At 64.7% G+C, this 22,065-nt stretch carries 20 protein-coding genes and 1 tRNA gene; 10 read left to right on the top strand and 11 right to left on the bottom strand.

What is annotated here, in order from left to right; genetic code table 11:
• Positions 1 to 27: 27 nt before the first annotated feature.
• The 7 genes from AC0IZS_RS01090 to rpsO all read right to left on the bottom strand — a co-directional run bounded on the left by AC0IZS_RS01090 (position 28) and on the right by rpsO (position 5,649).
• A complete protein-coding gene (locus tag AC0IZS_RS01090; protein WP_322596017.1) occupies positions 28 to 387 on the bottom strand; it encodes an NADH-quinone oxidoreductase subunit A in 360 nt (119 codons plus the stop codon).
• A 74-nt stretch (positions 388 to 461) separates the two neighbouring features.
• Positions 462 to 546: transfer RNA gene (locus AC0IZS_RS01095), tRNA-Leu, on the bottom strand.
• Positions 547 to 661: 115 nt separating this feature from the next.
• A complete protein-coding gene (gene secG / locus AC0IZS_RS01100; RefSeq protein ID WP_471633953.1) occupies positions 662 to 1,042 on the bottom strand; it encodes a preprotein translocase subunit SecG in 381 nt (126 codons plus the stop codon).
• Between the two features lie 28 nt (positions 1,043 to 1,070).
• Positions 1,071 to 1,832: a triose-phosphate isomerase gene (tpiA, locus tag AC0IZS_RS01105; RefSeq protein WP_471633954.1), complete on the bottom strand. Its 762-nt coding sequence runs from the start codon at positions 1,830 to 1,832 to the stop codon at positions 1,071 to 1,073.
• A gap of 2 nt (positions 1,833 to 1,834) precedes the next feature.
• Positions 1,835 to 2,821, bottom strand: a complete 987-nt coding sequence (locus AC0IZS_RS01110) for an NAD(P)H-quinone oxidoreductase (protein ID WP_471633955.1) — start codon at positions 2,819 to 2,821, stop codon at positions 1,835 to 1,837.
• A gap of 103 nt (positions 2,822 to 2,924) precedes the next feature.
• The gene (gene pnp, locus AC0IZS_RS01115; protein WP_471633956.1) at positions 2,925 to 5,174 is read right to left on the bottom strand and encodes a polyribonucleotide nucleotidyltransferase; all 2,250 of its coding nucleotides are present in this window, start codon (positions 5,172 to 5,174) and stop codon (positions 2,925 to 2,927) included.
• 208 nt (positions 5,175 to 5,382) lie between these two features.
• Entirely contained in the window at positions 5,383 to 5,649 is a 267-nt protein-coding gene (rpsO, locus tag AC0IZS_RS01120; protein WP_005793232.1) for a 30S ribosomal protein S15, read from the bottom strand.
• Positions 5,650 to 6,054: 405 nt separating this feature from the next.
• Between rpsO and AC0IZS_RS01125 the strand changes: the two genes are divergently transcribed.
• The 9 genes from AC0IZS_RS01125 to AC0IZS_RS01165 all read left to right on the top strand — a co-directional run bounded on the left by AC0IZS_RS01125 (position 6,055) and on the right by AC0IZS_RS01165 (position 17,847).
• Positions 6,055 to 6,702, top strand: coding sequence for a GspH/FimT family pseudopilin (locus AC0IZS_RS01125; protein ID WP_471633957.1), 648 nt, complete (start codon positions 6,055 to 6,057; stop codon positions 6,700 to 6,702).
• A gap of 59 nt (positions 6,703 to 6,761) precedes the next feature.
• On the top strand, positions 6,762 to 7,409 hold the full coding sequence (gene pilV, locus AC0IZS_RS01130; protein ID WP_471633958.1) for a type IV pilus modification protein PilV: 648 nt from the start codon (positions 6,762 to 6,764) through the stop codon (positions 7,407 to 7,409).
• Position 7,410: 1 nt separating this feature from the next.
• Positions 7,411 to 8,337: a PilW family protein gene (locus tag AC0IZS_RS01135; protein WP_471633959.1), complete on the top strand. Its 927-nt coding sequence runs from the start codon at positions 7,411 to 7,413 to the stop codon at positions 8,335 to 8,337.
• Between the two features lie 21 nt (positions 8,338 to 8,358).
• Complete coding sequence (locus AC0IZS_RS01140) at positions 8,359 to 9,144, top strand: pilus assembly PilX family protein (RefSeq protein ID WP_471633960.1); 786 nt, start codon at positions 8,359 to 8,361, stop codon at positions 9,142 to 9,144.
• A 95-nt stretch (positions 9,145 to 9,239) separates the two neighbouring features.
• Positions 9,240 to 12,839, top strand: coding sequence for a pilus assembly protein (locus tag AC0IZS_RS01145; RefSeq protein WP_471633961.1), 3,600 nt, complete (start codon positions 9,240 to 9,242; stop codon positions 12,837 to 12,839).
• Positions 12,840 to 12,868: 29 nt separating this feature from the next.
• Entirely contained in the window at positions 12,869 to 13,318 is a 450-nt protein-coding gene (locus AC0IZS_RS01150) for a type IV pilin protein (RefSeq protein WP_471633962.1), read from the top strand.
• Positions 13,319 to 13,354: 36 nt separating this feature from the next.
• Positions 13,355 to 14,482: a bifunctional diaminohydroxyphosphoribosylaminopyrimidine deaminase/5-amino-6-(5-phosphoribosylamino)uracil reductase RibD gene (gene ribD, locus AC0IZS_RS01155; RefSeq protein WP_471633963.1), complete on the top strand. Its 1,128-nt coding sequence runs from the start codon at positions 13,355 to 13,357 to the stop codon at positions 14,480 to 14,482.
• Positions 14,483 to 14,670: 188 nt separating this feature from the next.
• Positions 14,671 to 15,873: an ammonium transporter gene (locus AC0IZS_RS01160; RefSeq protein ID WP_471633964.1), complete on the top strand. Its 1,203-nt coding sequence runs from the start codon at positions 14,671 to 14,673 to the stop codon at positions 15,871 to 15,873.
• Between the two features lie 114 nt (positions 15,874 to 15,987).
• Positions 15,988 to 17,847, top strand: a complete 1,860-nt coding sequence (locus AC0IZS_RS01165; RefSeq protein WP_471633965.1) for a phospholipase D family protein — start codon at positions 15,988 to 15,990, stop codon at positions 17,845 to 17,847.
• Position 17,848: 1 nt separating this feature from the next.
• Here AC0IZS_RS01165 and AC0IZS_RS01170 read toward each other — a convergent pair whose 3' ends face one another.
• Positions 17,849 to 18,814: a tRNA dihydrouridine synthase gene (locus tag AC0IZS_RS01170; protein WP_471633966.1), complete on the bottom strand. Its 966-nt coding sequence runs from the start codon at positions 18,812 to 18,814 to the stop codon at positions 17,849 to 17,851.
• Positions 18,815 to 18,956: 142 nt separating this feature from the next.
• On the opposite strand from AC0IZS_RS01170, the gene AC0IZS_RS01175 reads away from it, so the two are divergent.
• The gene (locus tag AC0IZS_RS01175) at positions 18,957 to 19,502 is read left to right on the top strand and encodes a hypothetical protein (protein WP_471633967.1); all 546 of its coding nucleotides are present in this window, start codon (positions 18,957 to 18,959) and stop codon (positions 19,500 to 19,502) included.
• A 26-nt stretch (positions 19,503 to 19,528) separates the two neighbouring features.
• On the opposite strand, the gene AC0IZS_RS01180 is transcribed toward AC0IZS_RS01175, so the two are convergent.
• The 3 genes from AC0IZS_RS01180 to AC0IZS_RS01190 all read right to left on the bottom strand — a co-directional run bounded on the left by AC0IZS_RS01180 (position 19,529) and on the right by AC0IZS_RS01190 (position 21,907).
• Positions 19,529 to 20,680 (bottom strand): methyltransferase, encoded by a 1,152-nt coding sequence (locus tag AC0IZS_RS01180; RefSeq protein ID WP_471633968.1) that lies wholly within the window; start codon positions 20,678 to 20,680, stop codon positions 19,529 to 19,531.
• Positions 20,681 to 20,687: 7 nt separating this feature from the next.
• The gene (locus AC0IZS_RS01185) at positions 20,688 to 21,209 is read right to left on the bottom strand and encodes a GNAT family N-acetyltransferase (protein ID WP_035202087.1); all 522 of its coding nucleotides are present in this window, start codon (positions 21,207 to 21,209) and stop codon (positions 20,688 to 20,690) included.
• 143 nt (positions 21,210 to 21,352) lie between these two features.
• Positions 21,353 to 21,907 (bottom strand): hypothetical protein, encoded by a 555-nt coding sequence (locus AC0IZS_RS01190; protein ID WP_471633969.1) that lies wholly within the window; start codon positions 21,905 to 21,907, stop codon positions 21,353 to 21,355.
• Positions 21,908 to 22,065 lie beyond the last annotated feature (158 nt).

A 22,065-nucleotide genomic window follows, 5' to 3' on the forward strand; every position in this document is an offset into this window, starting at 1 on the left:
TGCATCAGTCCTTGTTGAAGCCCGCTGTCATTCCCAGTCGAGGGCGCCCTTTTTCCACTCGTAGACGAAGCCCACGACGAGGATCGTCAGGAATATCACCACGGCAACGAAACCAGCGGCACCCACCTCATGGAGCGTGACCGCCCACGGGAAGAGAAACGCGATTTCGAGGTCGAACAGGATGAAGAGAATGGCGACGAGGTAATAGCGCACGTCAAACTTCATGCGCGCATCCTCGAAGGCTTCAAAGCCACACTCGTAAGGGGAATTCTTGGCGTCGTCCGGGCGGTTGGGACCGAGGACATATCCAATGAGAAGAGGGACAACGCCGACGGCGATGCCGACCAAGATGAACAAAAGGACGGGGAGGTACTGATCGAGGTTCATCTTGAGGATGTGCTCACCGCTGTGGCCTGGCCCGACATGGCCCTTGCTGGGTCATGTCGGGGAGGCCTTTGTTTTGGTGCCGTCGGCGAGACTCGAACTCGCACAGCTTTCGCCACTACCCCCTCAAGATAGCGTGTCTACCAATTTCACCACGACGGCTGGATGTATGTGCCTGGATGGCATGAGGAACCTTGCGGTTTTGGCTTTCCAGACAATCCAGGATTCTACTCCGTAAAAACCCTGCTCTGCAGTTCAGGGCCCAAATTAGTGCAGATTATTTGGTCGGGATCTGCGCCGCACCGGAGGCCGGCACCACAGGCACAGGAATCGCAGCAGGGGCTGCACCCGACGCAGCCGAGGCTGGCGCGGGCGAAGTCGCCGCAGGCGTTTCGAGCACACTGCCGGAGCTGGCGGGGCGCGCGTTGCCGAAGTATGCCAGAGCCAGTGTGGCAGCGAAAAACACCGCCGCCAACACCGCCGTGGTGCGCGACAGGAAGTTGGCGCTGCCGCTGGCCCCGAACAAGCTGCCCGAACTGCCACTGCCGAAAGCGGCGCCCATGTCGGCACCCTTGCCGTGCTGGATCAGGATCAACCCGATCATCCCCAGGGCGGTGAGCATCTGCACCGCCAGAACCACGTTCACGATCACATTCATTCTCTGTTTACTCCTGATTTGAATAGCTTCAGGCGCGGCCCGCAGGGGCTGCACCAATGATCTGCAAGAAATCGCCGGGCTTGAGCGAAGCACCGCCCACCAGGCCACCATCGATGTCCGGCTGCGCCAGCAGTTCGGCCGCATTCGCGGCATTCATGCTGCCGCCATACAGCAGGTGGATGCGGTCGGCATGCTCGCTGGCCGCAGCCAGTTGCGCACGCAGCACGGCATGCACCGCCTGGGCCTGCTCGGGCGACGCCGTGCGGCCCGTGCCGATGGCCCAGACCGGCTCGTAGGCCACCACGATTTCGCTGATGCAATGGCCATTGAGATGGATCACCGCAGCCAGCTGGCGCTTGACGACGGCTTCGGTCTCGCCTGCATCGCGCTCTGCCAGGGTCTCACCCACGCAGACGATGGGCGTGATGCCCAGCGCCAGCGCGCGCTGCGCCTTGACGGCCACAACGGCATCGGTTTCGCCGTGGTACTGGCGGCGCTCGGAATGCCCCACCAGCACATAGCGCGCACCAAACTCCTTGAGCATGGCAGCCGACACCTCGCCGGTGTAGGCGCCCTGCTCGTGCGCCGACACGTCCTGCGCCGCCAGGGCAATGCCCGAGCCAGCCACCAGGGCCTGTACCTGGGCCAGGTAAGGCGCCGGCACGGCCACCGCAATATCGCACTGCGGTACCGCCGAGGCCAGCCCCTGCAACAACGCCTGCAGCAGCGTTTCGTTGGCGGCCAGGCCGCCGTTCATCTTCCAGTTGCCTGCGATGAGCTTCTTTTTCATGTTCACCACGTCAAAACAATCTTGCCAATGTGCTGGTTGGATTCCATCAGGGCATGCGCCTTGGCCGCATCGGCCGCAGCAAACGTACTGTGGATGACCGGACGCACCGTGCCGGCGGCGAGCAAGGGCCACACCCGCTCACGCAAGGCGCGGGCGATGGCACCCTTGAACGCCACCGGGCGTGGGCGCAAGGTGGAGCCGGTGATGGTGAGCCTGCGGCGCAGCACCAGGCCGGCATTGATCTCGCTCTTGACCCCGCCCTGCACAGCAATGATGACCAGGCGGCCATCCTCGGCCAGGCATTCGACTTCGCGCGCGACATAGCCGCCCGCGACCATGTCCAGCACCACGTCGACACCCTTGCCATCGGTGATGCGCCTGGCCTCCACCACGAAGTCCTGCGACTTGTAGTTGACGGCATGGTGCGCGCCCAGGTCCAGGCAGGCCTGGCACTTGTCGTCGCTGCCGGCCGTGGCGATCACCGTGGCGCCGAAGGCACGCGCCAACTGAATGGCCGTGACCCCGATACCACTGGTGCCACCCTGCAACAGCAGGGTTTCCCCCGCCTGCAGGCGACCACGGTCAAAGACATTGCTCCACACCGTGAAGAAGGTCTCGGGCAGCGAGGCCGCTTCGACATCGCTGAACCCGGAAGGCACCGGCAGGCACTGCTCGGCCGGCGCCACACACCACTGGGCATAGCCACCACCGGCGACCAGCGCACAGACTCGGTCGCCAACGGCCAGACCTGACCGGGCCAGGGCATCGGCATCCCCCGCCTGCACCACACCCGCCACCTCCAGACCGGGAAGGTCGGAAGTGCCGGGCGGAGGCGCGTAGTGGCCCATGCGCTGCAGCACGTCGGGGCGGTTGATGCCACTGGCGCTCACGCGGATCAGCAGCTCGCCCGCAGCCGGCACAGGCACGGGGCGCTCACCCAGGCGCAACACCTCGGGCGCGCCGAACGAGGAAATCTCCACCGCTTGCATAGGATGGTCCGTGGTTGATGGCATGGAAATCACCGGTCTCGGCCACCGCCGGCAGGAGGCTGCTGCAAGCAGCCCGCCCGGCGGCGGAAGCCAAGACGCTGGATCAGCCGTTCACCTGGCCAGAAGCGCCATCCGATGGCAGCGACTGCTGTTGTTGCTGCTGCTGGTCGGCTGGCTGGCGATCACGGCCCTGGTCGCGGCGGGGTTCGCGGTCACCACGCTCCTGGGGAACTGGGCGGTCGCTGAATCCACCACCCGCAGGGCGGTCGGCCAGGGCCTTCATGGACAGCTTGACGCGGCCCTTTTCGTCGGTTTCCATGACCTTGACCTTGACGATCTGGCCTTCGGTCAGGTAGTCGCCCACGCGCTCGACGCGCTCGTGTGCGATCTGGCTGATGTGCAGCAGGCCGTCCTTGCCAGGCAGCAGGTTGATCAGGGCACCGAAGTCCAGGATCTTGGTCACGGGGCCTTCGTAGACCTTGCCGATTTCGACTTCGGCCGTGATCTGCTCGATGCGGCGCTTGGCTTCATCGGCCTTGGCGTTGTCGGTGGCGGCGATGGTGATGGTGCCGTCTTCCTCGATGTTGATCTGGCAGCCGGTCTCTTCGGTCAGCGCACGGATCACGGAACCACCCTTGCCGATCACGTCGCGGATCTTCTCGGGGTTGATCTTCATCGTGTAGAGCTTGGGCGCGAAGTTGGACACTTCGGTCTTGGCCTCACCCATGGCTTCCTGCATCTTGCCCAGGATGTGGATGCGCGCTTCCTTGGCCTGGGCCAGGGCGACCTGCATGATTTCCTTGGTGATGCCCTGGATCTTGATGTCCATCTGCAGCGCGGTGATACCAGCGGTGGTACCGGCCACCTTGAAGTCCATGTCGCCCAGGTGATCTTCATCACCCAGGATGTCGGTCAGCACGGCAAAGCGGTTGGCATCCTTGATCAGACCCATGGCGATACCGGCCACGTGCGCCTTCATGGGCACGCCGGCGTCCATCATCGACAGGCAGCCACCGCAGACCGAAGCCATGGACGAGGAGCCGTTGGATTCGGTGATTTCCGACACCACGCGCATGGTGTAGGGGAATTCTTCCTTGGTCGGCAGCACAGCGACCAGGGCCCGCTTGGCCAGGCGGCCGTGGCCGATTTCGCGGCGCTTGGTCGAGCCCATGCGGCCCACTTCGCCGGTGGCGAAGGGAGGCATGTTGTAGTGCATCATGAAGCGGTCTTCGTACTCGCCGGCCAGGGCGTCGATGCGCTGGGCATCGCGCTCGGTGCCCAGCGTGGTCACGACCAGCGCCTGGGTTTCACCGCGCGTGAACAGGGCCGAGCCGTGGGCACGGGGCAGCACGCTGTTGCGGATCTCGATGGGGCGCACGGTGCGCGTGTCGCGGCCGTCGATGCGGGGCTCGCCGGCCAGGATCTGGCTGCGCACCAGGCGCGCTTCGATGTCGAACAGCATGCCTTCGACCTTGACGGCGTCGAATTCCACGCCTTCGGCCTTGAGGCCAGCCATCACGGCAGCGTAGGCTTCGCGGCAGGCTTGCGTGCGGCTTTGCTTGTTGCGGATCTGGTAGGCGGCAGCGAGCTTGTCGTCGGCCAGGGCACCGACCTTGGCGATCAGGGCTTCGTCCTTGGCAGGGGCTTGCCAGGTCCATGCGGGCTTGCCGGCATCACGCACCAGGTCATGGATGGCGTTGATGGCCACATTGCCCTGCTGGTGGCCAAACACCACGGCGCCGAGCATGATTTCTTCGGACAGTTGCTGGGCTTCGGACTCCACCATCAGCACGGCGGCTTCGGTACCGGCGACCACGAGGTCCATCTGCGAGCTCTTGCGCGCAGTCTGCCCGGGGTTCAGCACGTATTCGCCGTTGATGTAGCCCACGCGCGCGGCGCCGATGGGGCCGGTGAACGGGATGCCGGAGATGGCCAGGGCGGCGCTGGTGGCGATCAGGGCGGCGATGTCAGCGTCGACTTCAGGGTTCAGCGACACGGTGTGGATCACCACATGCACTTCGTTGAAGAAGCCTTCGGGGAACAGCGGGCGGATCGGGCGGTCGATCAGGCGACTGGTCAGCGTTTCGTGCTCGCTGGGCTTGGCTTCGCGCTTGAAGAAGCTGCCGGGGATCTTGCCGGCGGCGTAGGTCTTCTCGATGTAGTCCACCGTCAGGGGGAAGAAGTCCTGGCCGGGCTTGGCCGACTTGGAAGCCACCACGGTGGCCAGCACCACGGTGTCATCGATGTTCACCAGCACGGCGCCGGAGGCCTGGCGGGCGATTTCGCCCGTTTCCATGATGACGGTCTTGTCGCCCCATTGGAAGGTCTTGGTGACTTTGTTGAAAATGCTCATGTTCAGCTCCTTTTGTTGTAGCTGGCAGCGCACTGCCAGCCTGGCGTGGAGGGCAATTCAGAACACGATGCCATTCCAGCGGACCTGCTCTTGCGCGCGGTGGCGGCAGGCCCGTTGGAATGACACAGCTTCGCTCTGTTTTGCGGCTCCGAAGTAAAAAACGCCTGAGCTAGCGGACTAACCCAGGCGTTTTGGCATGCAATCGGGATTACTTGCGCAGACCCAACTTGGCGATCAGGGCGGTGTAGCGGTCAGCGTCCTTGGCCTTGAGGTAGTCCAGCAGCTTGCGACGACGGCTCACCATGCGCAGCAGGCCGCGGCGACCGTGGTGGTCCTTGGCGTGCGTCTTGAAGTGGGGGGTCAGTTCGTTGATGCGGGCCGTCAGCAGGGCCACTTGCACTTCTGGGCTACCGGTATCGTTGGCAGCACGGGCGTTGGCCTTGACGACTTCGGCCTTGATGGAGGATGCGATCATTTGTTTTTTCCTTGGATGGGGGCTGCAGTAGAACGCCGAAGACCCCGGTTTTTACTTGCGCCACCCGCTGGAAAGGCCGGTGGCGTGCGTCTTGCACCATGCAAAACCATCGGATTATAGCCTGCGCCCTGGGAAATGGGTCTTTTTGGCTTGCCGAAGCCTTCAGTTGCGCCCAGAATCTCCAGACTTGGCACAGAAGGGCCTGCGCCCTGCACCACACAAAAGCAAGCGACAAAACAGCTTCAAGTGCAACAGGAAGCGCAAAACGGCCTGGCACACTTGCCTGGGCCGCCCGGCAGCAGGAAGCGACGGCAGTACCCTTGGCGATACAGCTTCCGGCCGCTCGTCCCGGCTTCCATGCCACTGGTCAGTACACCATGGTCACGTCACATCCGGTCACTTAATATGAAAATCATGCAAGCACCGAGCCTTAATCATTGGTCTGGAGTTCACACACCCGGCAGAGCCCCGCGCTCCAGTGGCGGGTTCACGGCCATTGAACTCATGGTCGTCGTGGCCATTGTGGCGGTATTGAGCGCACTGGTCGGACCCAGCTTCAGGCCACTGATTGAGCGTTGGCGGGTTCGAGATACGGCGGAAAGCATGACATCCACCATGTATCTGGCGCGCTCAGAAGCCATCAAACGAGGTGGGAACGTCATCATCCTCAAGAAAGATAACAACGACGCCGGAACCTGTAACAACGGTGTAGGGGTAGCTCAATGGGGCTGCGGCTGGGAAGTGTTCTTCGACGTGAATGGCAACGGCTTGAAGGATGCCTGCAATTCTGCAGTCCAACCCAATGAATGCGCTCTGCAAAACGTGCCAGAGTCCACCCGGATGACAGTAAGCTTGGCAGGCAGCACGGGCAAGATCGTCGTAGACCGTTGGGGAATGGCCTCGCACTCGACGGGAGCCGGAGCAGGTGTTCCTACCAACCTGTTCTTTGATATCACACCCGAAACCAAAACCATGGCCGACATCAGTTCTGCCCGCCTGTGTGTCGGCACCGGGGGACGCATTGTCCGCAAGAAGGGGGGCGAAGCATGCTGAGCCCCCCCCTCTACCCCGAATCCGCAAGAACCCCCCGCCCTGGTCAAAGAGGATTTTCCATGCGTTCCGCAAACGTCCGACACTCTGGCTCGCAACACGGCGTCAGCCTGATCGAGTCCCTGGTCGCCATCGCCGTCATGTCTCTGGGCATCCTTGGCGTCCTGGGCGTCCAAATGCGCACCCTGACCGATACGTCAACCTCGCTGCGCCGAGCGCAAGCCATCCGCCTTATTGAAGACCTGGGCGAACGCATGAAGACCAACCCGAACGCGTTGGTAGACATGGCCAGCTACGTCACAACGTTCGCGGCCACCCCAACGGTAGGCAGCTGCGCCACCGGCTGCACCCACACGCAGTTGGCAACCTATGACCTGGCCGTCTGGAAAAAGACCGTCCGGGACAACCTCCCCCTTGGCCAGGCCAGCATCTTCATACCGCCAGCCGAAGCCGCCGTGGCAGCTGGGCAACGGCGCCAACTGGGAGTGATGATCGCCTGGCGCGAGAATGAGCGTGAGATCACTGCCGCCTACAAGGATGACATCGATGCCACCAAGGTTCGGGCCGCCGACGGCACCCTGAGCAATGGCGCAGCTTTTCTCTGCCCCGCCAACTTCACTTGCCACCTCCAGTACATCCCTGTCGCAGCCCGCTGCGCACCCTACGCCCCCGGCAGCAATGCCACCATGTACTACTGCCCAGGGGTTTGACATGCGTGAAAAAAATGCCCTCCCCATCGCCTGCCCGGCCAGGCGTCACCCTGGCCGAAATCTACACAAAGCCCTGCTGAAAACTCCACGCGCACAACGCGGGTTCACACTGATCGAGTTGATGGTGGGCGTCACCATCGGCCTGTTGACTATTGCGGTGGCCATGGGCGCACTCACGTTGTCGCGCGGCATCTCAGGAACGGTGACCGACACCAGCGGCATTCAACAGCAGGCAGCCTACGCCATGCGTGTCATTGGCCTGCAGCTGCGCCAGGCGGGCTCAGTGCGCTTGAACATGAATCCCAGCTCCCTCATTGCGCAAGACCTGTACATTGCACCCGTGGGTTTTGAAGCCACCGCCCCCGCCTCGGGCAGTGCCAAGGGTTTCAACCCCTCCACGGATACGATTGCCGGCACCAACACGCCAGCGACCGTCACCCTGGGCTACCGCCGCTTTACGGAGCCCGTTTTCAGCAGTGCCGCAGAACAAACGCTGGCACGCAACTGCGTCGGCGGCCCTGACGGTGCCAATGCAGACCAGCGCCTGGAGAGCATTTTTCAGCTCACCGGCAGTGAGTTGCAATGCAGCGGCAACAGTGCGGCGGCCCAGTCGATCGCGCAGAACGTTGCCAACTTCCAGGTGCGCTACCTGCTGCAGGACACCGTGAGCGCGCTGGGCAACCCCACCATACAAACTGTCGACGCAGCCGGAGTGGGCACCAACTGGGGCCGCGTGCAGGCAGTGGAGGTGTGCCTGGTGCTCTATGGCACCGAGTCCGTCAGCATGCCCGTTGGCAGCACGTACACCGATTGCAACGGCACCGCTGTGGACATGACCACCCTGACCGGCGCGCGAGCGCGCCGCATCCACTCCGTGTTTCGCAACGTCTTCCAGATGCGCAGCCAGGGGCTGACCGCTTCCATGTAACCCTTGACGAGAAAAGTCCCCATGCCAAGGCCCTCCCTCCCCAACCACCGGCCACTGCGCCCACAGCAGCGAGGCGTGGCGCTGTTTATCGTCATCGTTTTCGTCATGCTGTCCATGCTGCTGGCACTGTGGGCGTCCCGCACTTCGCTGTTCAACGAAATGGTTGTGGGCAACGACGCCGACTACCAACGTGCTTTCGAGGCCGCCCAGGCCTTGCTGCAAGACGCCGAGCTCGACATCCGGCGCGAGTTTGCAGACGGCACCCCCTGCACCGCAGCCACATGCCGCGACCTGACTGCCGCCGCCGACAAGATTCCAGTGGATGCGCAGGAAGTCACACCTCTTCTGGCCAGCCTGGACACCCAGACAACCAAATGCCGCACCGGCTTGTGCACCAAACGCACAGGGCGGCAAGACTTCTGGAACTACACGAACGCAACGCTCCCACTACCGCTTGATTTGAAGTCTGGCGAAGTCAAGCTCGAGGACATGACCCAGCCCGGCATCGGTGCGCGCTATGGCCAGTACACCGGCGCAACCCAGGGAGATACAAGCTCCCCCGCGAATCCCATCCTTCAGTGGAGCGCAGCCTCCCCCAACAACCAGGGCGGCTGGTACTGGATTGAATTGCTGCGCTACGACGATAGCAATTCCAGTGTGATCATTGACCCTAGCAAACCCGACGTGCTGCGCCTGAACTTGAGCCCCAATGTGGCATACCGCATCACTGCTGTGGCGTATGGGCGCAAGCCCAACACGATGGCTGTGCTACAGCAGACGTATGTGCGGCAACTTCGCAAAAACTGAAGCAGCTCCACCATACCAACCTTCAAAATCGCCTGGACCGTTGACCGACAAGTTCTGGCGCTAGTTTTCATACCCAACCCTCCAAGGAGCGCGCCATGCCCCGCACCGCAGCCCCCCGTTTTCGCAAGCACCTCATCGCCCTGGCGGCAAGCGCCGCGCTGGCGCCGCATGGCGCCTGGGCTCTGGACCTGGCACAGTCGCCGCCAGGCACAGTGGAGCCCTATGTCTCGCCCAATGTGATCATCTCGATCGACGATTCTGGGAGTATGGAATACCGCCTGGACAGCGAAGCCAGCACGAGCAACAACCAGACGATACCCAACGTCGATGGCACTTGGCCTGCCAACGCCAAGCGCATCAACGTGTTGAAGTACACGATGGTCGGCAGTGGCGGAGTAGGCGGTATCTTCCGCGACACCACACTGCTGCCCGACAAGAAGATCCGGCTGTCCTGGCAGGCGATGTGGAACAACGGTGGTTCGCCCGACGCGCTCAGCGTCAACAGCTCCACCATGAAGACCAACTCCATGCGCCGGCTGAACACGGCCCACCGCAACAACTTCATCAGCTTCATCAGCAACCTGAAGGCGACCAACGGCACGCCCTCCCACCTGATGTTCAAGCAGGCTGACGAATACATGCGCCAGCCGCTGGGCACCAGCAGCGCCTGGGCGTCGGACCCCGGCACAACGGCGAGCCCCTACCTGGCCTGCCGCCGGACCTATCACATCATGATGACGGACGGCCGCTGGAACGGTACTGACTACGACATTCCAAACACTGCCAAGCGCGACAACGCAACCAGCCTGACCTTGCCGGATGGCAATGTGTATGGGGGAACCACTGCCGAACAAGCCAAAACCGCCCTTTACCGCGATACCCAGACGAAGACATTGGCCGACTGGGCGTTCTACAGTTGGGCAACGCCGATGCAGACTTCGGGATTGACCGGCACCATGCAGCCTGCGGCGGATTACCGAAAGGCCCCCGCCACCGAGAATTTCGGCAAGGACACCGCAAACAAGGATGCCATCCTGGAGCGCTACTGGAACCCACGCTACAACCCAGCCACGTGGACGCATATGGTGACCTACACCATCGGCTTCAGCACCGTATCCACCACCTGGCCGGGTGCCCCCACCATTGCAGCCCCCACGGAAAAGACCCCGTTTGGCTATGACGGCAGCTTCCGCGATCTGGTGACGGGCACCAAGACCTGGCCCGCCATGAGTGCCGAAGACAGGCGTTCGCTGGACCTGTGGCATGCGGCCCTGAACGGCCGCGGGCGCTTCTATGCAGTGACCAAAGGCGAAGACCTGGAAAAGGCCTTCCGCGAAATCTTCGGCCAGATCAATACCGCCACCGATCCCGATCTGAGCGCCAGCGCCACCAGCGGCTCCAACGTCTCGCGCAGCGAAGTGGGCAAGTACACGGCGGCCTATGAGCCCACCAATGGCTGGAAGGGGTTCGTGACTGCCGAACGGGTGAAACCCGACGGCAGCTCCGTCAGCGACCCAGGCTGGGGCGGCAAGAATACCGCAGACAAGCTGGATGCCCTGGCAACCATAAGCACCCGTCTGGTACTGAGCTGGAGCGACAAATGGGACACCAGCAAATACCGGGGTGGCGTGCCTTTCAAGTGGGCGTCGGACGAAGCCAACCTCAGCACGGCACAGAAGACCTGGCTGCAAACGAATGTTGGCGGCACCGTCGAAACAGCCACCAAAGGCCAGGAACGGCTTGACTACATCCGTGGTGAGCGCAGCAAGGAGGGTTCCGACGACACCGGATATACCGCAACCAAGCCCTATCGCGAACGTCAGAGCCGCCAGGGCGACATCATCAACTCCGATGTGTGGTACACCGGCGCGCCTGCAGGAGATTCGCTGCTCAAGGGCTACGCGAACTTCGTGCGCAGCGAGAAGTCACGCCCACCCATGATCTACGTGGGCGGAAACGATGGCATGCTGCACGGTTTTTCAACGGCCGATGGCCAGGAGAAGCTGGCCTACGTGCCTCGGGGGGTGATACCCACCCTGAACCTGCTGACCGACCCACAGTACAACAACAAGCACCGTTATTTTGTCGACGGATCGCCCATGACCGGGGACATCGACGCCAACGGAGGCGCACAAGATCCCACCGACCCCAACTATGCGGCCTTTGTCCCCGACTGGCGCACCTACCTGGTAGGCACCTTGGGCCAGGGGGGCAAAGGTTATTTCGTGCTGGATGTGACTAACCCCACCGGCACCGCGTCCCCGACCTCCGTACCCGGTTTTTCCGAAGGCAATGCTCAGACCCTTGTCAAGCTCGACCGTACACGCGGCTCCACCGAAGCGGCCCCCATTTGCGGCGCTATGACGGGGGCTGAAAAAACGATGTGCGACAAGGTAGTGGAAGAAGACAAGGACATCGGCCACATCACGGCCCGGCCCGTGCGCAGTGAAACCGACGCCATGCGCACCACGCAGATCACACGAATGAACAACAACCGCTGGGCGGTAGTGCTGGGCAACGGCTACAACAGCACCAACCAGCGCCCGGTGCTGCTGATCCAGTACCTGGACGGCCTGCGTGAGCTGGTGCGCATTCCCACCACCACCCAGGCCGCGGGTACAGGCAATGCCAACGACAATGGGCTTGGCGCGCCGCGCGTGGTGGATTTGGATGGTGACAGCCGCATCGATGTCGTCTACGCTGGAGACAACCGAGGCAATATGTGGAAGTTTGACCTGACCAGCGCCACCGCTGGCAACTGGAAGGTCGCCTTCGGCGGCAGCCCGCTGTTCACGGCCCAGGGACCGGCAGCCTTGGGCAATGCGTCGCGCACCAAGATCCAGCCGATTTCCACGGCCCCGACTGTGCGCGCCAATGACCGGAACAAGAAAACGGGCAGCGGCCCCACGGCGACAACCTCGCGCGTGGGCGGCATGATGGTCGCCTTTGGCACGGGCCGCAATGTGGATGTCACCGACCCATCCAATGTGGATGTGCAATCCCTGTACTCCGTTCTGGACAATACCCGGTACCGCGTGGTGGGCACCGGAGCGAGCAAGCGACTGGAGGTCCATCCTGGCGGCGGAAGCTGCCCCAATGGTGCAGACTGCGTCCCCACCCCCACGGCGCTGGGTACAGGTGTCGCAACGGCCAAGCTGGCGCAGCAGAAATTCACCGATGTCAGCGCCGACTATGCCACGGTCGATGTCGTGGATGAACTCAAACTGGAGACATGGGGCAACTACAACGGCTGGTACATGGACCTGCCTGCCGTGGGCGAGCGGCTGCTGAAACCCCTGGAGTTCTACGACGCAACCAACCTCCTCACGGTGTGGTCGCAAGTCCCCGCCAAGGGCTCCAATGTGGATCCGAACGTCGAGAGCTGCGACTCGACCTCCGTGGATGGTGAGCGCCAGTACCGCACCTTTGTCAACATCATGGACGGAAAGCGCCCCACGTTCCAGATCGTGGATATGAACGCTGACAAGTCGTACACTGCGGCCGACCAGGGTGTCTCGCGGGCCAAAGTGACCAAGGGTCCACACAGCATCATCAAGAAGGATAAGTTCGAGAATATCGACATGGATGCCAAGGGCACGGGCGGCAGTGGCGGTGGCGGCGGAAGCCCCGGAGGCGAAAGGCTTGCCGCTCCACCCGAGGAATCCATGCGTCCTAGCTGGCGCCAGATCCGTTAATCTGGCCTAAGGAATGTACGATGCACAGAATGAACAGCAACATACCTGCACGGCAACGAGGCTTCACCCTCATTGAGCTCATGACGGTGGTGGCCACCGTTGGCATCCTCACTGCGGTCGCGATACCCAGCTACACAGAGTTCATCCGGCGCGGTCACCGTGCTGATGCGCGCGCCGGTCTGCAGCAAGCTGCCCAGTATTTGGAGCGCGCCTCGACGGCCACGGGGGTGTACCCCCTTGCACTCCCCACCAATATGACCTGGGCCGGAGACCCAGCCAAGCGCTACACTATTTCCATCGGCAATGGGGTAGGGGGCCCTTCCACCAATGCCGCCTTTACTCTGACCGCCACACGCAAGGCAGGCACACCTCAATCAGGTGACAAGTGCGGCAATCTGACGCTGACCAATACAGGGACTCGAAACATGGTGGCGTTCACTCCCGCTACCCTTACCGTGGCCGACTGCTGGAACAAGTGACCCCGCCCCCATCCGACAGGCCCCGCATGCGCTAGCATGCACGCCACCATGGCGACCTCTTCGGAACAACAACACACCACAAAAGCGCTTGAGCTAGCCACTCAGGCGCTTTGTCTTTCCAACCCCAATCCCCGCGTGGGCTGCGTCATCACCACGCCCGATGGCAACGTCCTCGGCCAGGGCTTCACCCAGCAGGCCGGCGGCCCGCACGCCGAAGTCATGGCGCTGCGCGATGCGGCAGCCTTGGGCAACGACGTGCGCGGAGCCACCGCCTACGTCACGCTGGAGCCCTGCTCTCACCAGGGCCGCACGGGGCCCTGCTGCGATGCGCTGATCGGTGCCGGCATCGGCAAGGTGGTGGCCTCGCTGGCAGACCCCAACCCCCTGGTCTCGGGCCAGGGCTTTGCGCGCCTGCGCGCTGCTGGGGTGGATGTAGTCGTGGGCCCTGGCGCGACAGAATCGCGCGAGCTCAACATCGGCTTTTTCAGCCGCATGGTGCGCGGCACGCCCTGGGTGCGCATGAAGACCGCCGCGTCCCTGGACGGCACCACCGCGCTGGCCAACGGGCAGAGCCAGTGGATCACCTCGCCCGCCGCACGGGCCGATGGCCATGCCTGGCGCGCGCGCGCCTGCGCCGTGCTCACGGGCATCGGCACGGTGCTCGATGACGACCCGCGCCTGGACGTGCGCGAAGTTGCCACGCCGCGCCAGCCGCACCTGGTGATCGTGGACAGCCAGTTGCAGACCCCGCTGCAGGCATGCCTGTTCTCCATCCCGGGCCGCACCTGCCTCATCTACACCGCCAGCGATGACCGCGAAAGAAAGGCGGCACTGGAAGGCCGCGGCGCCACCGTGATCCAACTTTCCAATCCCCAGGGCAAGGTGGACCTGGGCGCCATGCTCCAGGACCTGGGCCGGCGTGCCATCAACGAATTGCATGTGGAGGCCGGCCACAAGCTCAACGGGTCCTTCCTGCGCGAGGGGCTGGTGGACGAGTTGCTGCTCTACCTCGCACCCCGGCTGCTCGGGCCGGGCCTGGGCATAGCCCAGACAGCGCCTTTGCAAGCCCTGGCGGATGGGACCTCGCTCGAATACGTTTCGGTGGAGCACATCGGACCCGATCTGCGCATTGTGGCACGGGTTCAGGGGCGCGATAACTTCTGACCCGCCGACTCCCCGTGGTCCATGCCCAGCTGGGCCAGCCCACTGGAGAGTCCATGCACCAAAACAACCCAGCACCACCCCGGTGACGCATGCCACATGCTGGCGCATTTTTTGCTTGGTTTTGGTGCATTCATTGCATGCCGCAGTGAGATGCACCAAAACAGATCAAACAATCGCGTGGAGATGGTATGGAAGCACTCAAACAGGGCACGGACGCCTTGTTCATTCTGCTCGGGGCAATCATGGTGCTGGCCATGCATGCCGGGTTCGCCTTTCTGGAGCTGGGCACGGTCCGCAAGAAGAACCAGGTGAATGCCCTGGTCAAGATCCTGGTGGACTTCTCCGTGTCCACCGTGGTGTACTTTGTGGTGGGCTACAGCGTGGCCTATGGCACACACTTCTTCGTAGGTGCCGAGACCCTGGTCCAGCAGAGCGGCTATTCGCTGGTCAAGTTCTTCTTCCTCCTGACCTTCGCGGCGGCCATTCCGGCCATCGTCTCGGGCGGGATTGCCGAGCGCGCCAAGTTCTGGCCGCAGCTCATCGCCACGGCCGTCATCGTCGGCTTCGTCTACCCGTTCTTCGAGGGCATCGCCTGGAACCAGCACTTCGGCGTGCAGGCCTGGATCAAGTCGCTCACGGGCGAAGAGTTCCATGACTTCGCGGGATCGGTCGTGGTGCATGCCGTGGGCGGGTGGATCGCCCTGCCTGCCGTGGTGCTGCTCGGCTCGCGCGCCAACCGCTACCGCAAGGATGGCGCCATCTCGGCCCACCCGCCATCGAACATCCCGTTCCTGGCCCTCGGCGCCTGGATCCTGGTGGTCGGCTGGTTCGGGTTCAACGTGATGAGCGCGCAGACCGTGGACAAGCTCTCGGGGCTGGTCGCGGTCAACTCGCTGATGGCCATGGTGGGCGGCACGCTGGCCGCCCTGGTGCTGGGCAAGAACGACCCGGGCTTCGTACACAACGGCCCGCTGGCCGGCCTGGTGGCCGTGTGCGCAGGCTCCGATCTGATGCACCCGCTGGGCGCACTGGTCACGGGCGCCATTGCCGGCACCATCTTCGTGCTGCTGTTCACCCTGACGCAGAACCGGTGGAAGATCGACGACGTGCTCGGCGTCTGGCCCCTGCACGGCCTGTGCGGCACCTGGGGCGGCCTGGCCGCCGGCATCTTCGGCAGCAAGGCCCTGGGCGGCCTCGGCGGGGTGGCCTTCAGCGCGCAGTTGATCGGCACCACCCTGGGCGTGGTCTGGGCGGTCCTGGGCGGGCTGGTGGTCTACGGCGCCCTCAAGGCCACCGTGGGCCTTCGGCTATCGCAGGAAGAGGAATTCGACGGCGCCGACCTTTCCATCCACAAGATCAGCGCCACGCCAGACCGCGAAGTCAGCTGGTAAGCAGTTGCCAAGCGTGGCGCCGTTCACACGGCGTTACGTTTCGGCGCGCCGTCCGACAGCGGGGGCGCGGGGCGCGGGCTATACCTTCGGTAGTATCCAGAAGGCCTCCTCCCCATGCCCGCCCCCATCGCCACTTTCAAAGAGCTTGCCACCGCCGCCCGCTGCGGCTGGATGGCCCTGGCTGCCACGCTCACCGTGGCGGTGGCCACGGGTTGCGCGGGACTGCCCCAGGACGTGACCCGCCCCGAATCCAGCGCCCTCGCCTCCCCCGCCAGCACGCCCCTGGGGCAGTTGGTGGAAACCAGCCGGCAGGCCGCAGCAGGGCGCTACCCGTCGGGGTTCCTGCTGCTGGGCGGGCCCCAGGCGGCCTACAGCAGCCGCCTGGCACTGGTGGACGCAGCAACGAAGACGCTGGACCTGCAGTACTACGCCATCCACGCCGACGCCAGCACCGAGCGCCTGCTCCGGAGCGTGGTGTCGGCCGCCGGGCGTGGAGTGAGGGTCAGGGTCCTGCTCGACGACTTCCACAGTGCCGGGCGCGATGCGCAGGTCATGCGCCTGGCCTTCGTGCCCAACATCGAGATGCGCATGTTCAACCCGCTCACGGGCGCGCGCGGCTCCACGCTGGGCCGCATGTTCGGCGCGGTCACGGACTTTTCACGGGCCCAGCAGCGCATGCACAACAAGCTTTTCATTGCCGACAACGCCATGGGCGTCACCGGCGGGCGCAACCTGGGCGACGCTTACTTCGGCACAGCCGATGCCGGCAATTTCGTCGATCTGGACGTGCTGGCCGCCGGCCCCATCGTGCAGGACCTCTCGCGCAGCTTCGACCACTACTGGAACAACCAGCGCGCCTACCCCGTGCAGTCCCTGGTCACGCGCGAGGAGCTGGACGCCATGCGCCACCAGTACGAAGCGGCCGACGCGGCAGAACGGGAGCGCCAGGTGGCCCTGGACAGCAATACCCAGGCATCGCAGCCGCCCGCCAAGGTGCCGGCCCAGGGACAGGATGCCCTTGCCCACCCGGGAGCCCCACACAACCGCATCTGGGACTACCAGCCCATGGACCTGGGCAGCGCCGCCTTTGTCTGGGCGCCCGCCGTGGTGCTGGTTGACCAGCCCGCCAAGATCCCGGCCGAAGGCCCTGCCAACATGGCGTCGCCGGCCACGGCACCCGCCACCGGATCCAATGCCCTGCAAGCGGCACGCATCGCTCCTTCTGCGGGGGGCCATGCACCGGCAGCCGCAAGCGGCGCGGCGGCGCCCCCCTCCACGGACACCAACGATGCCGGCGAGGGCGACACGGTGGTGGACGGTCTGTTGCACCTGATGGGCCAGGCCCGGCGCGAATTGCTCATCGTCTCACCCTACTTCGTGCCCGGCCCCGACATGAAACAGGCCTTTGCCCAGGCCCGCCAACGTGGCGTGCGTGTGCGGGTGCTCACCAACTCGCTGGCGTCCAACGACGCACCCATTGCCCATGCCGGCTATGCCCGGCACCGGCCGGAGCTGCTGGCCATGGGGGTGGAGCTCTACGAAATGCGCAGCGAACTCAGCGGCCTGGGCAGTGCGTTCGGCAGCCCGGGTGGCTCCTCGGGCGGCAGCGGCTCTTCGCCCACCGGCTCGGTGGGCAGTTCGCGCGCCATGCTGCACTCCAAGCTGCTGGTGATGGATGGCCGCCTGGTCGCCATCGGCTCGATGAACCTCGATATGCGCTCGCAAAGGCAGAACACCGAGATCGCGCTGCTGATCCGCAGCACCGAACTGTCCCGGCGCATCACCACGCAGCTGGAACCGGCCCTGGGCGAACTGGCCTGGCGTGTGGAACTGCAGCAGCCGGGCAACCAGTTGCTGTGGCATGCGCCGCAGGGCAGCGGCCTGCAAAACAGCACCACGGAACCTGATGCCAGCGCGCCGTTGCGCCTGCTGCTGCAATTGCTCGGCCCGCTCGCCCCAGACCACCTGCTCTGATTCAGCCCGTGACGCGGTCCTGCAAAGCGTCCACCCAGGCCGTGATGGCACGCTGGTCCGTCATCGTCCGCACATGCTGGTACGCCACCTCGCCTTCGGGGAAGCGCCGACGCATCAGGTTCAGCCACTGCTTGAGGCGACCCGCGCGCTGGCGCGGCTCCAGGTCGTCGCACACCAGTTGCCAGAACGCGGCGATGTGCGGCAGCAGGTCGTCCCATTCCACGGTGTCGGTCCCCGGTGCACTGGCATCACTGGCACGGATGGCCCGCGCCAGCCCCGGGTCGGCCACCATGCCGCGACCCAGCATCAAGGCATCGCAGCCCGACACCGCGCGGCAGCGTAGCGCGTCGGCCACGGTCCAGATCTCGCCATTGGCCACGACGGGCAGCCCCACCGCAGCACGGATGGCCGGTATCTGCTCCCAATACGCCGGGGGCCGGTAGCCATCGACCTTGGTGCGGGCATGCACCACCAGCTCACAGGCGCCACCCGCTTCCATGGCCTGCGCGCACTCGCGCATCAGGCCCGCGTCGTTGAAGCCCAGGCGCATCTTGGCCGAGACCGGCAGGTGCGCCGGCACGGCGCGCCGCACCGCGGCCACCAGCGCGGCGATGCGCTCGGGCTCCTGCAGCAGGGCGGCACCACCCCCGTGGCGGTTCACCACCTTGGCCGGGCAGCCAAAGTTCAGGTCGATCCCCTCGGGGCCCAGCGCCGCCAGGCGCGCCGCATTCTCGGCCATGCTCACGGGGTCGGAGCCCAGCAACTGGGCGCGCACCGGCACCCCGGCCAGCGTACGGCTGCCATTGCGCAGTTCGGGCAGGTAGCGCAGGAACACCTTGTCCGGCAACAGCGTGCCCGTGATGCGGATGAACTCGGACACGCAGCGGTCCACGCCGCCCACGCGGGTGAGCACATCACGCAGCACAAAATCGAGAAGCCCCTCCATCGGGGCCAGCAGCAGGGTCATCGCAGAAGCAAGGTCACAGAGAAAAACCACCCACAGGGGAAGCGGGCAACCCGCCATTGTGCGGCAGCCGGGTCATCACAGCGTCATGCCAGGGTGCTGCAATCGCAGGCACCCCGCTCCATGCCCGCCCCGCGTCCCCACCATGCTGCTCCAAAAAACCGACAAAGCCCGCCTGGAACTGTCACCCGGCGTCCGCACGCTGAGCCTGCGCGAACGGTCCCTGTTGCTGCTGGCCGACGGCAAGTCGCTGTCCGACCTGCAGGCCATGTACAACGGCATCGGCGCGCAGATCGTGGACAACCTCATGCGCCAGGGCTATCTCACCGGCCCGGCCGCCCTGCCAGAGGCACCCCCGCCAGCGGCGGCCACAGCCCCTTTGGTGATTTCCGAGCCCACCACGACACCGACCGCAGGAAACCCCAGCGACGCGCTGCGCTCACTGGCCGGCACGCGCATGTACCTGTTCGACATCTGCGAGCGCATGTTCGCGCGCCGCGACCCCGCACTGGCGCGGCAGTTCCACGAGGCCCTGCGCGGTGCACGCGACCGCGCCAGCATGCTCGACGTCGGTGAAGCCTTGCTGGAGGAAGTGGCGCAGATGGCCGGGCCCGAGCGCGCCCAGACCATACGCGACCGCATGGACCAGTTGCTGCCCCAGGAACCCACCAGCACGCCATCCCCGGTGTAATTTCCCCGGGCTCGCGGGGCAATTGCTCAGCTGATGGCCGCCAACCGCCAAAGAGAGGTCACCTCGGCAGCACGGGCGGCGTGCAGGGCGTCGCCGGCGTCGGCCACCTTGGCATGCCGGGGCTGCACGTCATGGCGACCCAGCACACGCAACCCGCCCTCGGCAATCCAGCCCAGCAGTTGCTCGCGCGGGCGCAGTTCCAGGTGCTCGGCCAGGTCCGACAGGATCAGCCAGCCTTCGCCACCCGGCTCCAGGTGGGCCGCCAGGCCCGCCAGGAAGCCGCGCAGCATGCGACTGCCTTCGTCGTACACGGCATGCTCGATGGGCGAGCTCGGGCGCGCCGGCACCCAGGGAGGGTTGCACACCACCAGCGGAGCCTGCCCGGGCGGAAACAGGTCCGCCTGTAGCAACTCCACCCGATCGAGCACGCCCAGGCGCTTGAGGTTGTCACGCGCGCAGGCCATGGCGCGCGGATCCTGGTCGGTGGCCACCACGCGCTGCACGCCGCGGCGCACCAGCACCGCAGACAGCACGCCGGTGCCCGCGCCGATGTCGAACGCCAGCGCGGTGGTGGGCAGCGAGGTATTGGCCACCAGGTCCACATACTCGCCCCGCACCGGAGAGAACACCCCATAGTGCGGGTGGATGCGGTTGTGCGGGCCCTCGCCCAGCGCGGGCACTTCCACGCCCTTCTTGCGCCATTCGAAGGCGCCCACCAGGCCCAGCAGCTCGCGCAGCGTGGCCACCGAGCTTTCGCCACGGGCCGGCCCCCAGGCCTCGGTGCAGGCCTGGCGCCAGTCCGGAGCCCGACGCAGATCGATGCCGTAGTCAGGCGAGAGGGGGATCAGGATCGACGACAGCACCCGCGCGCGCTGGGCTTGCGCCTGGCGGTGCAGGTGAAACGCCTGGGCCGGGGTGGCGGTCGCCGCCTTTTCGGCAGCCTTGGCCGCCGCCTTGGCCGGTTTGCGGTCCACCCGGCGCATCAGCGCCTGCAGCAGCATGCGCGCGTTCTGGAAGTCGCCCTGCCAGAGCAGGCCCGTGCCCTCGCAGGCCAGGCGGTAGGCGGTATCGGCAGACAGGGTGTCATCAGCGGTCACCACCCGGCGGGGGACAGGGGCGCTGCTCTCGGAGCGCCACTGGGCACTGTGGGCCTGGCCCAGGTGGTTCCACTCGATCATCGAAGCCTTAGTTGATGGGGCGCTTCAGGCGCACTTCTTCGATCTTGACGCCACCGATCACATTGGTCTTGGCGGTGGAAAGTTCTTGCTTGAAGCCCGCCATTTCGTGGAAACGGATGGCGCGCTCGTTGCGCAGCGGCACCCAGGCCGTGACATTGGTGCAACCTTCTTCCTGGAGACCATCGCGGGCAGCATCCCACAGGGCCAGGCCGACGCCTTGGTTCCAGTGGGTGGGGGCGGCGTAGATGGCCCAGATTTCGCCTGTGGTGGGGCGGGACTTCTCATCGCGCGAGCGGTCATAGCCGACAAAACCGACGATCTTCTCGCCATCGATGGCCACCTGCACCTGGGGCTCGCAATACTCGATGGCTTCGCGCCAGTAGGCCTGGCGCTTGTCGACGGAGGACATGGACTTCAATTGCTCGTCTGGCACCAGCCCTTTGTAAGCCTCTTGGGCGGAGACGGTGTGGATCTGGGCGATGGCTTTGGCATCGCGAAGCGTAGCGGGACGAACCTGGATACTGGACATGAAAAAACCGAACGAAAACAGGGTGTGAAAAAACGAAAGGACCGGCATTGTCGCCGCAAACGGTTTTTCACCCCTCGCCGGTAGGGTACCCGGGCCTGCAGTCCCTTGCAGACCAGCCCCCGAAAGCGACCCCAAATGCCTTGTCAGGCCAGGGCCAGCGAGCCTCCGAGGCCATCGCCTGCGCGTTCGCGGGCCGACTGGGCCAGCGCACGCTTGTTGCGCGGGCGGGGCACCTTCACCTCGGGCGGCATGCCGTTGACGGCATTCAACCCCACCACCAGGGTCACGCTGCGCGAGCCCCCATCGCGCTCATCCGGGGCATAGGCGCGGTAGCTGCCGCTGCCCTGGCCGTGGCTGCGCTGCACGGTATGGAACACAATGCGCACGCCACTCACCCGGTGGCCGCTGAAAGGCAGCACGCGCAGGCGGGCATCGCGGTCCAGCGCCAGGCCCATGCAGCCCGGGCGGTTGATGAGGTCGGTGCGGGCGCTGCGCCAGGTCAGGCCATTGTCGATCGAAAACTGCCAATTGCCGGCCTGCGCATCCAGGTGCTCGATGATCACGCCCGCCGATGCCAGCAGGTCCGGGCAGTTGTCATGCACGATCTGTGCAATGCAATTGCCGCCCACTCCCACGCCCGCAGAGGGCTTGTGCTCGGGCGATGAAGGCGTTGGGTTCGAAAGAGCGCTGGCAGCCATGTTGTATTCCCCTGGTGGTTGGAAGAAGGTTGGGCCGACCCAACCGCCACAGTACGCCGATCCCGTACGGTACCAGGGTCACTGCATGGAGGAAAGTCTAAAAACCGCCTGCCATTGCGTCCATCGCACAAATGGACTAGTTCACACCCGTTCCCTCG

The sequence above is a fragment of the Acidovorax sp. AC410 genome, assembly GCF_979253235.1.

What these genes read in the sequence shown, in the direction of transcription:
- AC0IZS_RS01150 (WP_471633962.1), top strand. Translation starts at nt 12,869, where the DNA reads ATGAACAGCAACATACCTGCACGGCAACGAGGCTTCACCCTCATTGAG.
- AC0IZS_RS01090 (WP_322596017.1), bottom strand. Translation starts at nt 387, where the DNA reads ATGAACCTCGATCAGTACCTCCCCGTCCTTTTGTTCATCTTGGTCGGC.
- AC0IZS_RS01165 (WP_471633965.1), top strand. Translation starts at nt 15,988, where the DNA reads ATGCCCGCCCCCATCGCCACTTTCAAAGAGCTTGCCACCGCCGCCCGC.
- pnp (WP_471633956.1), bottom strand. Translation starts at nt 5,174, where the DNA reads ATGAGCATTTTCAACAAAGTCACCAAGACCTTCCAATGGGGCGACAAG.
- AC0IZS_RS01160 (WP_471633964.1), top strand. Translation starts at nt 14,671, where the DNA reads ATGGAAGCACTCAAACAGGGCACGGACGCCTTGTTCATTCTGCTCGGG.
- ribD (WP_471633963.1), top strand. Translation starts at nt 13,355, where the DNA reads ATGCACGCCACCATGGCGACCTCTTCGGAACAACAACACACCACAAAA.
- AC0IZS_RS01125 (WP_471633957.1), top strand. Translation starts at nt 6,055, where the DNA reads ATGAAAATCATGCAAGCACCGAGCCTTAATCATTGGTCTGGAGTTCAC.
- secG (WP_471633953.1), bottom strand. Translation starts at nt 1,042, where the DNA reads ATGAATGTGATCGTGAACGTGGTTCTGGCGGTGCAGATGCTCACCGCC.
- AC0IZS_RS01180 (WP_471633968.1), bottom strand. Translation starts at nt 20,680, where the DNA reads ATGATCGAGTGGAACCACCTGGGCCAGGCCCACAGTGCCCAGTGGCGC.
- AC0IZS_RS01185 (WP_035202087.1), bottom strand. Translation starts at nt 21,209, where the DNA reads ATGTCCAGTATCCAGGTTCGTCCCGCTACGCTTCGCGATGCCAAAGCC.
- AC0IZS_RS01175 (WP_471633967.1), top strand. Translation starts at nt 18,957, where the DNA reads ATGCTGCTCCAAAAAACCGACAAAGCCCGCCTGGAACTGTCACCCGGC.
- tpiA (WP_471633954.1), bottom strand. Translation starts at nt 1,832, where the DNA reads ATGAAAAAGAAGCTCATCGCAGGCAACTGGAAGATGAACGGCGGCCTG.
- AC0IZS_RS01145 (WP_471633961.1), top strand. Translation starts at nt 9,240, where the DNA reads ATGCCCCGCACCGCAGCCCCCCGTTTTCGCAAGCACCTCATCGCCCTG.
- pilV (WP_471633958.1), top strand. Translation starts at nt 6,762, where the DNA reads ATGCGTTCCGCAAACGTCCGACACTCTGGCTCGCAACACGGCGTCAGC.
- AC0IZS_RS01140 (WP_471633960.1), top strand. Translation starts at nt 8,359, where the DNA reads ATGCCAAGGCCCTCCCTCCCCAACCACCGGCCACTGCGCCCACAGCAG.
- AC0IZS_RS01135 (WP_471633959.1), top strand. Translation starts at nt 7,411, where the DNA reads ATGCGTGAAAAAAATGCCCTCCCCATCGCCTGCCCGGCCAGGCGTCAC.
- AC0IZS_RS01190 (WP_471633969.1), bottom strand. Translation starts at nt 21,907, where the DNA reads ATGGCTGCCAGCGCTCTTTCGAACCCAACGCCTTCATCGCCCGAGCAC.
- AC0IZS_RS01110 (WP_471633955.1), bottom strand. Translation starts at nt 2,821, where the DNA reads ATGCAAGCGGTGGAGATTTCCTCGTTCGGCGCGCCCGAGGTGTTGCGC.
- rpsO (WP_005793232.1), bottom strand. Translation starts at nt 5,649, where the DNA reads ATGATCGCATCCTCCATCAAGGCCGAAGTCGTCAAGGCCAACGCCCGT.
- AC0IZS_RS01170 (WP_471633966.1), bottom strand. Translation starts at nt 18,814, where the DNA reads ATGACCCTGCTGCTGGCCCCGATGGAGGGGCTTCTCGATTTTGTGCTG.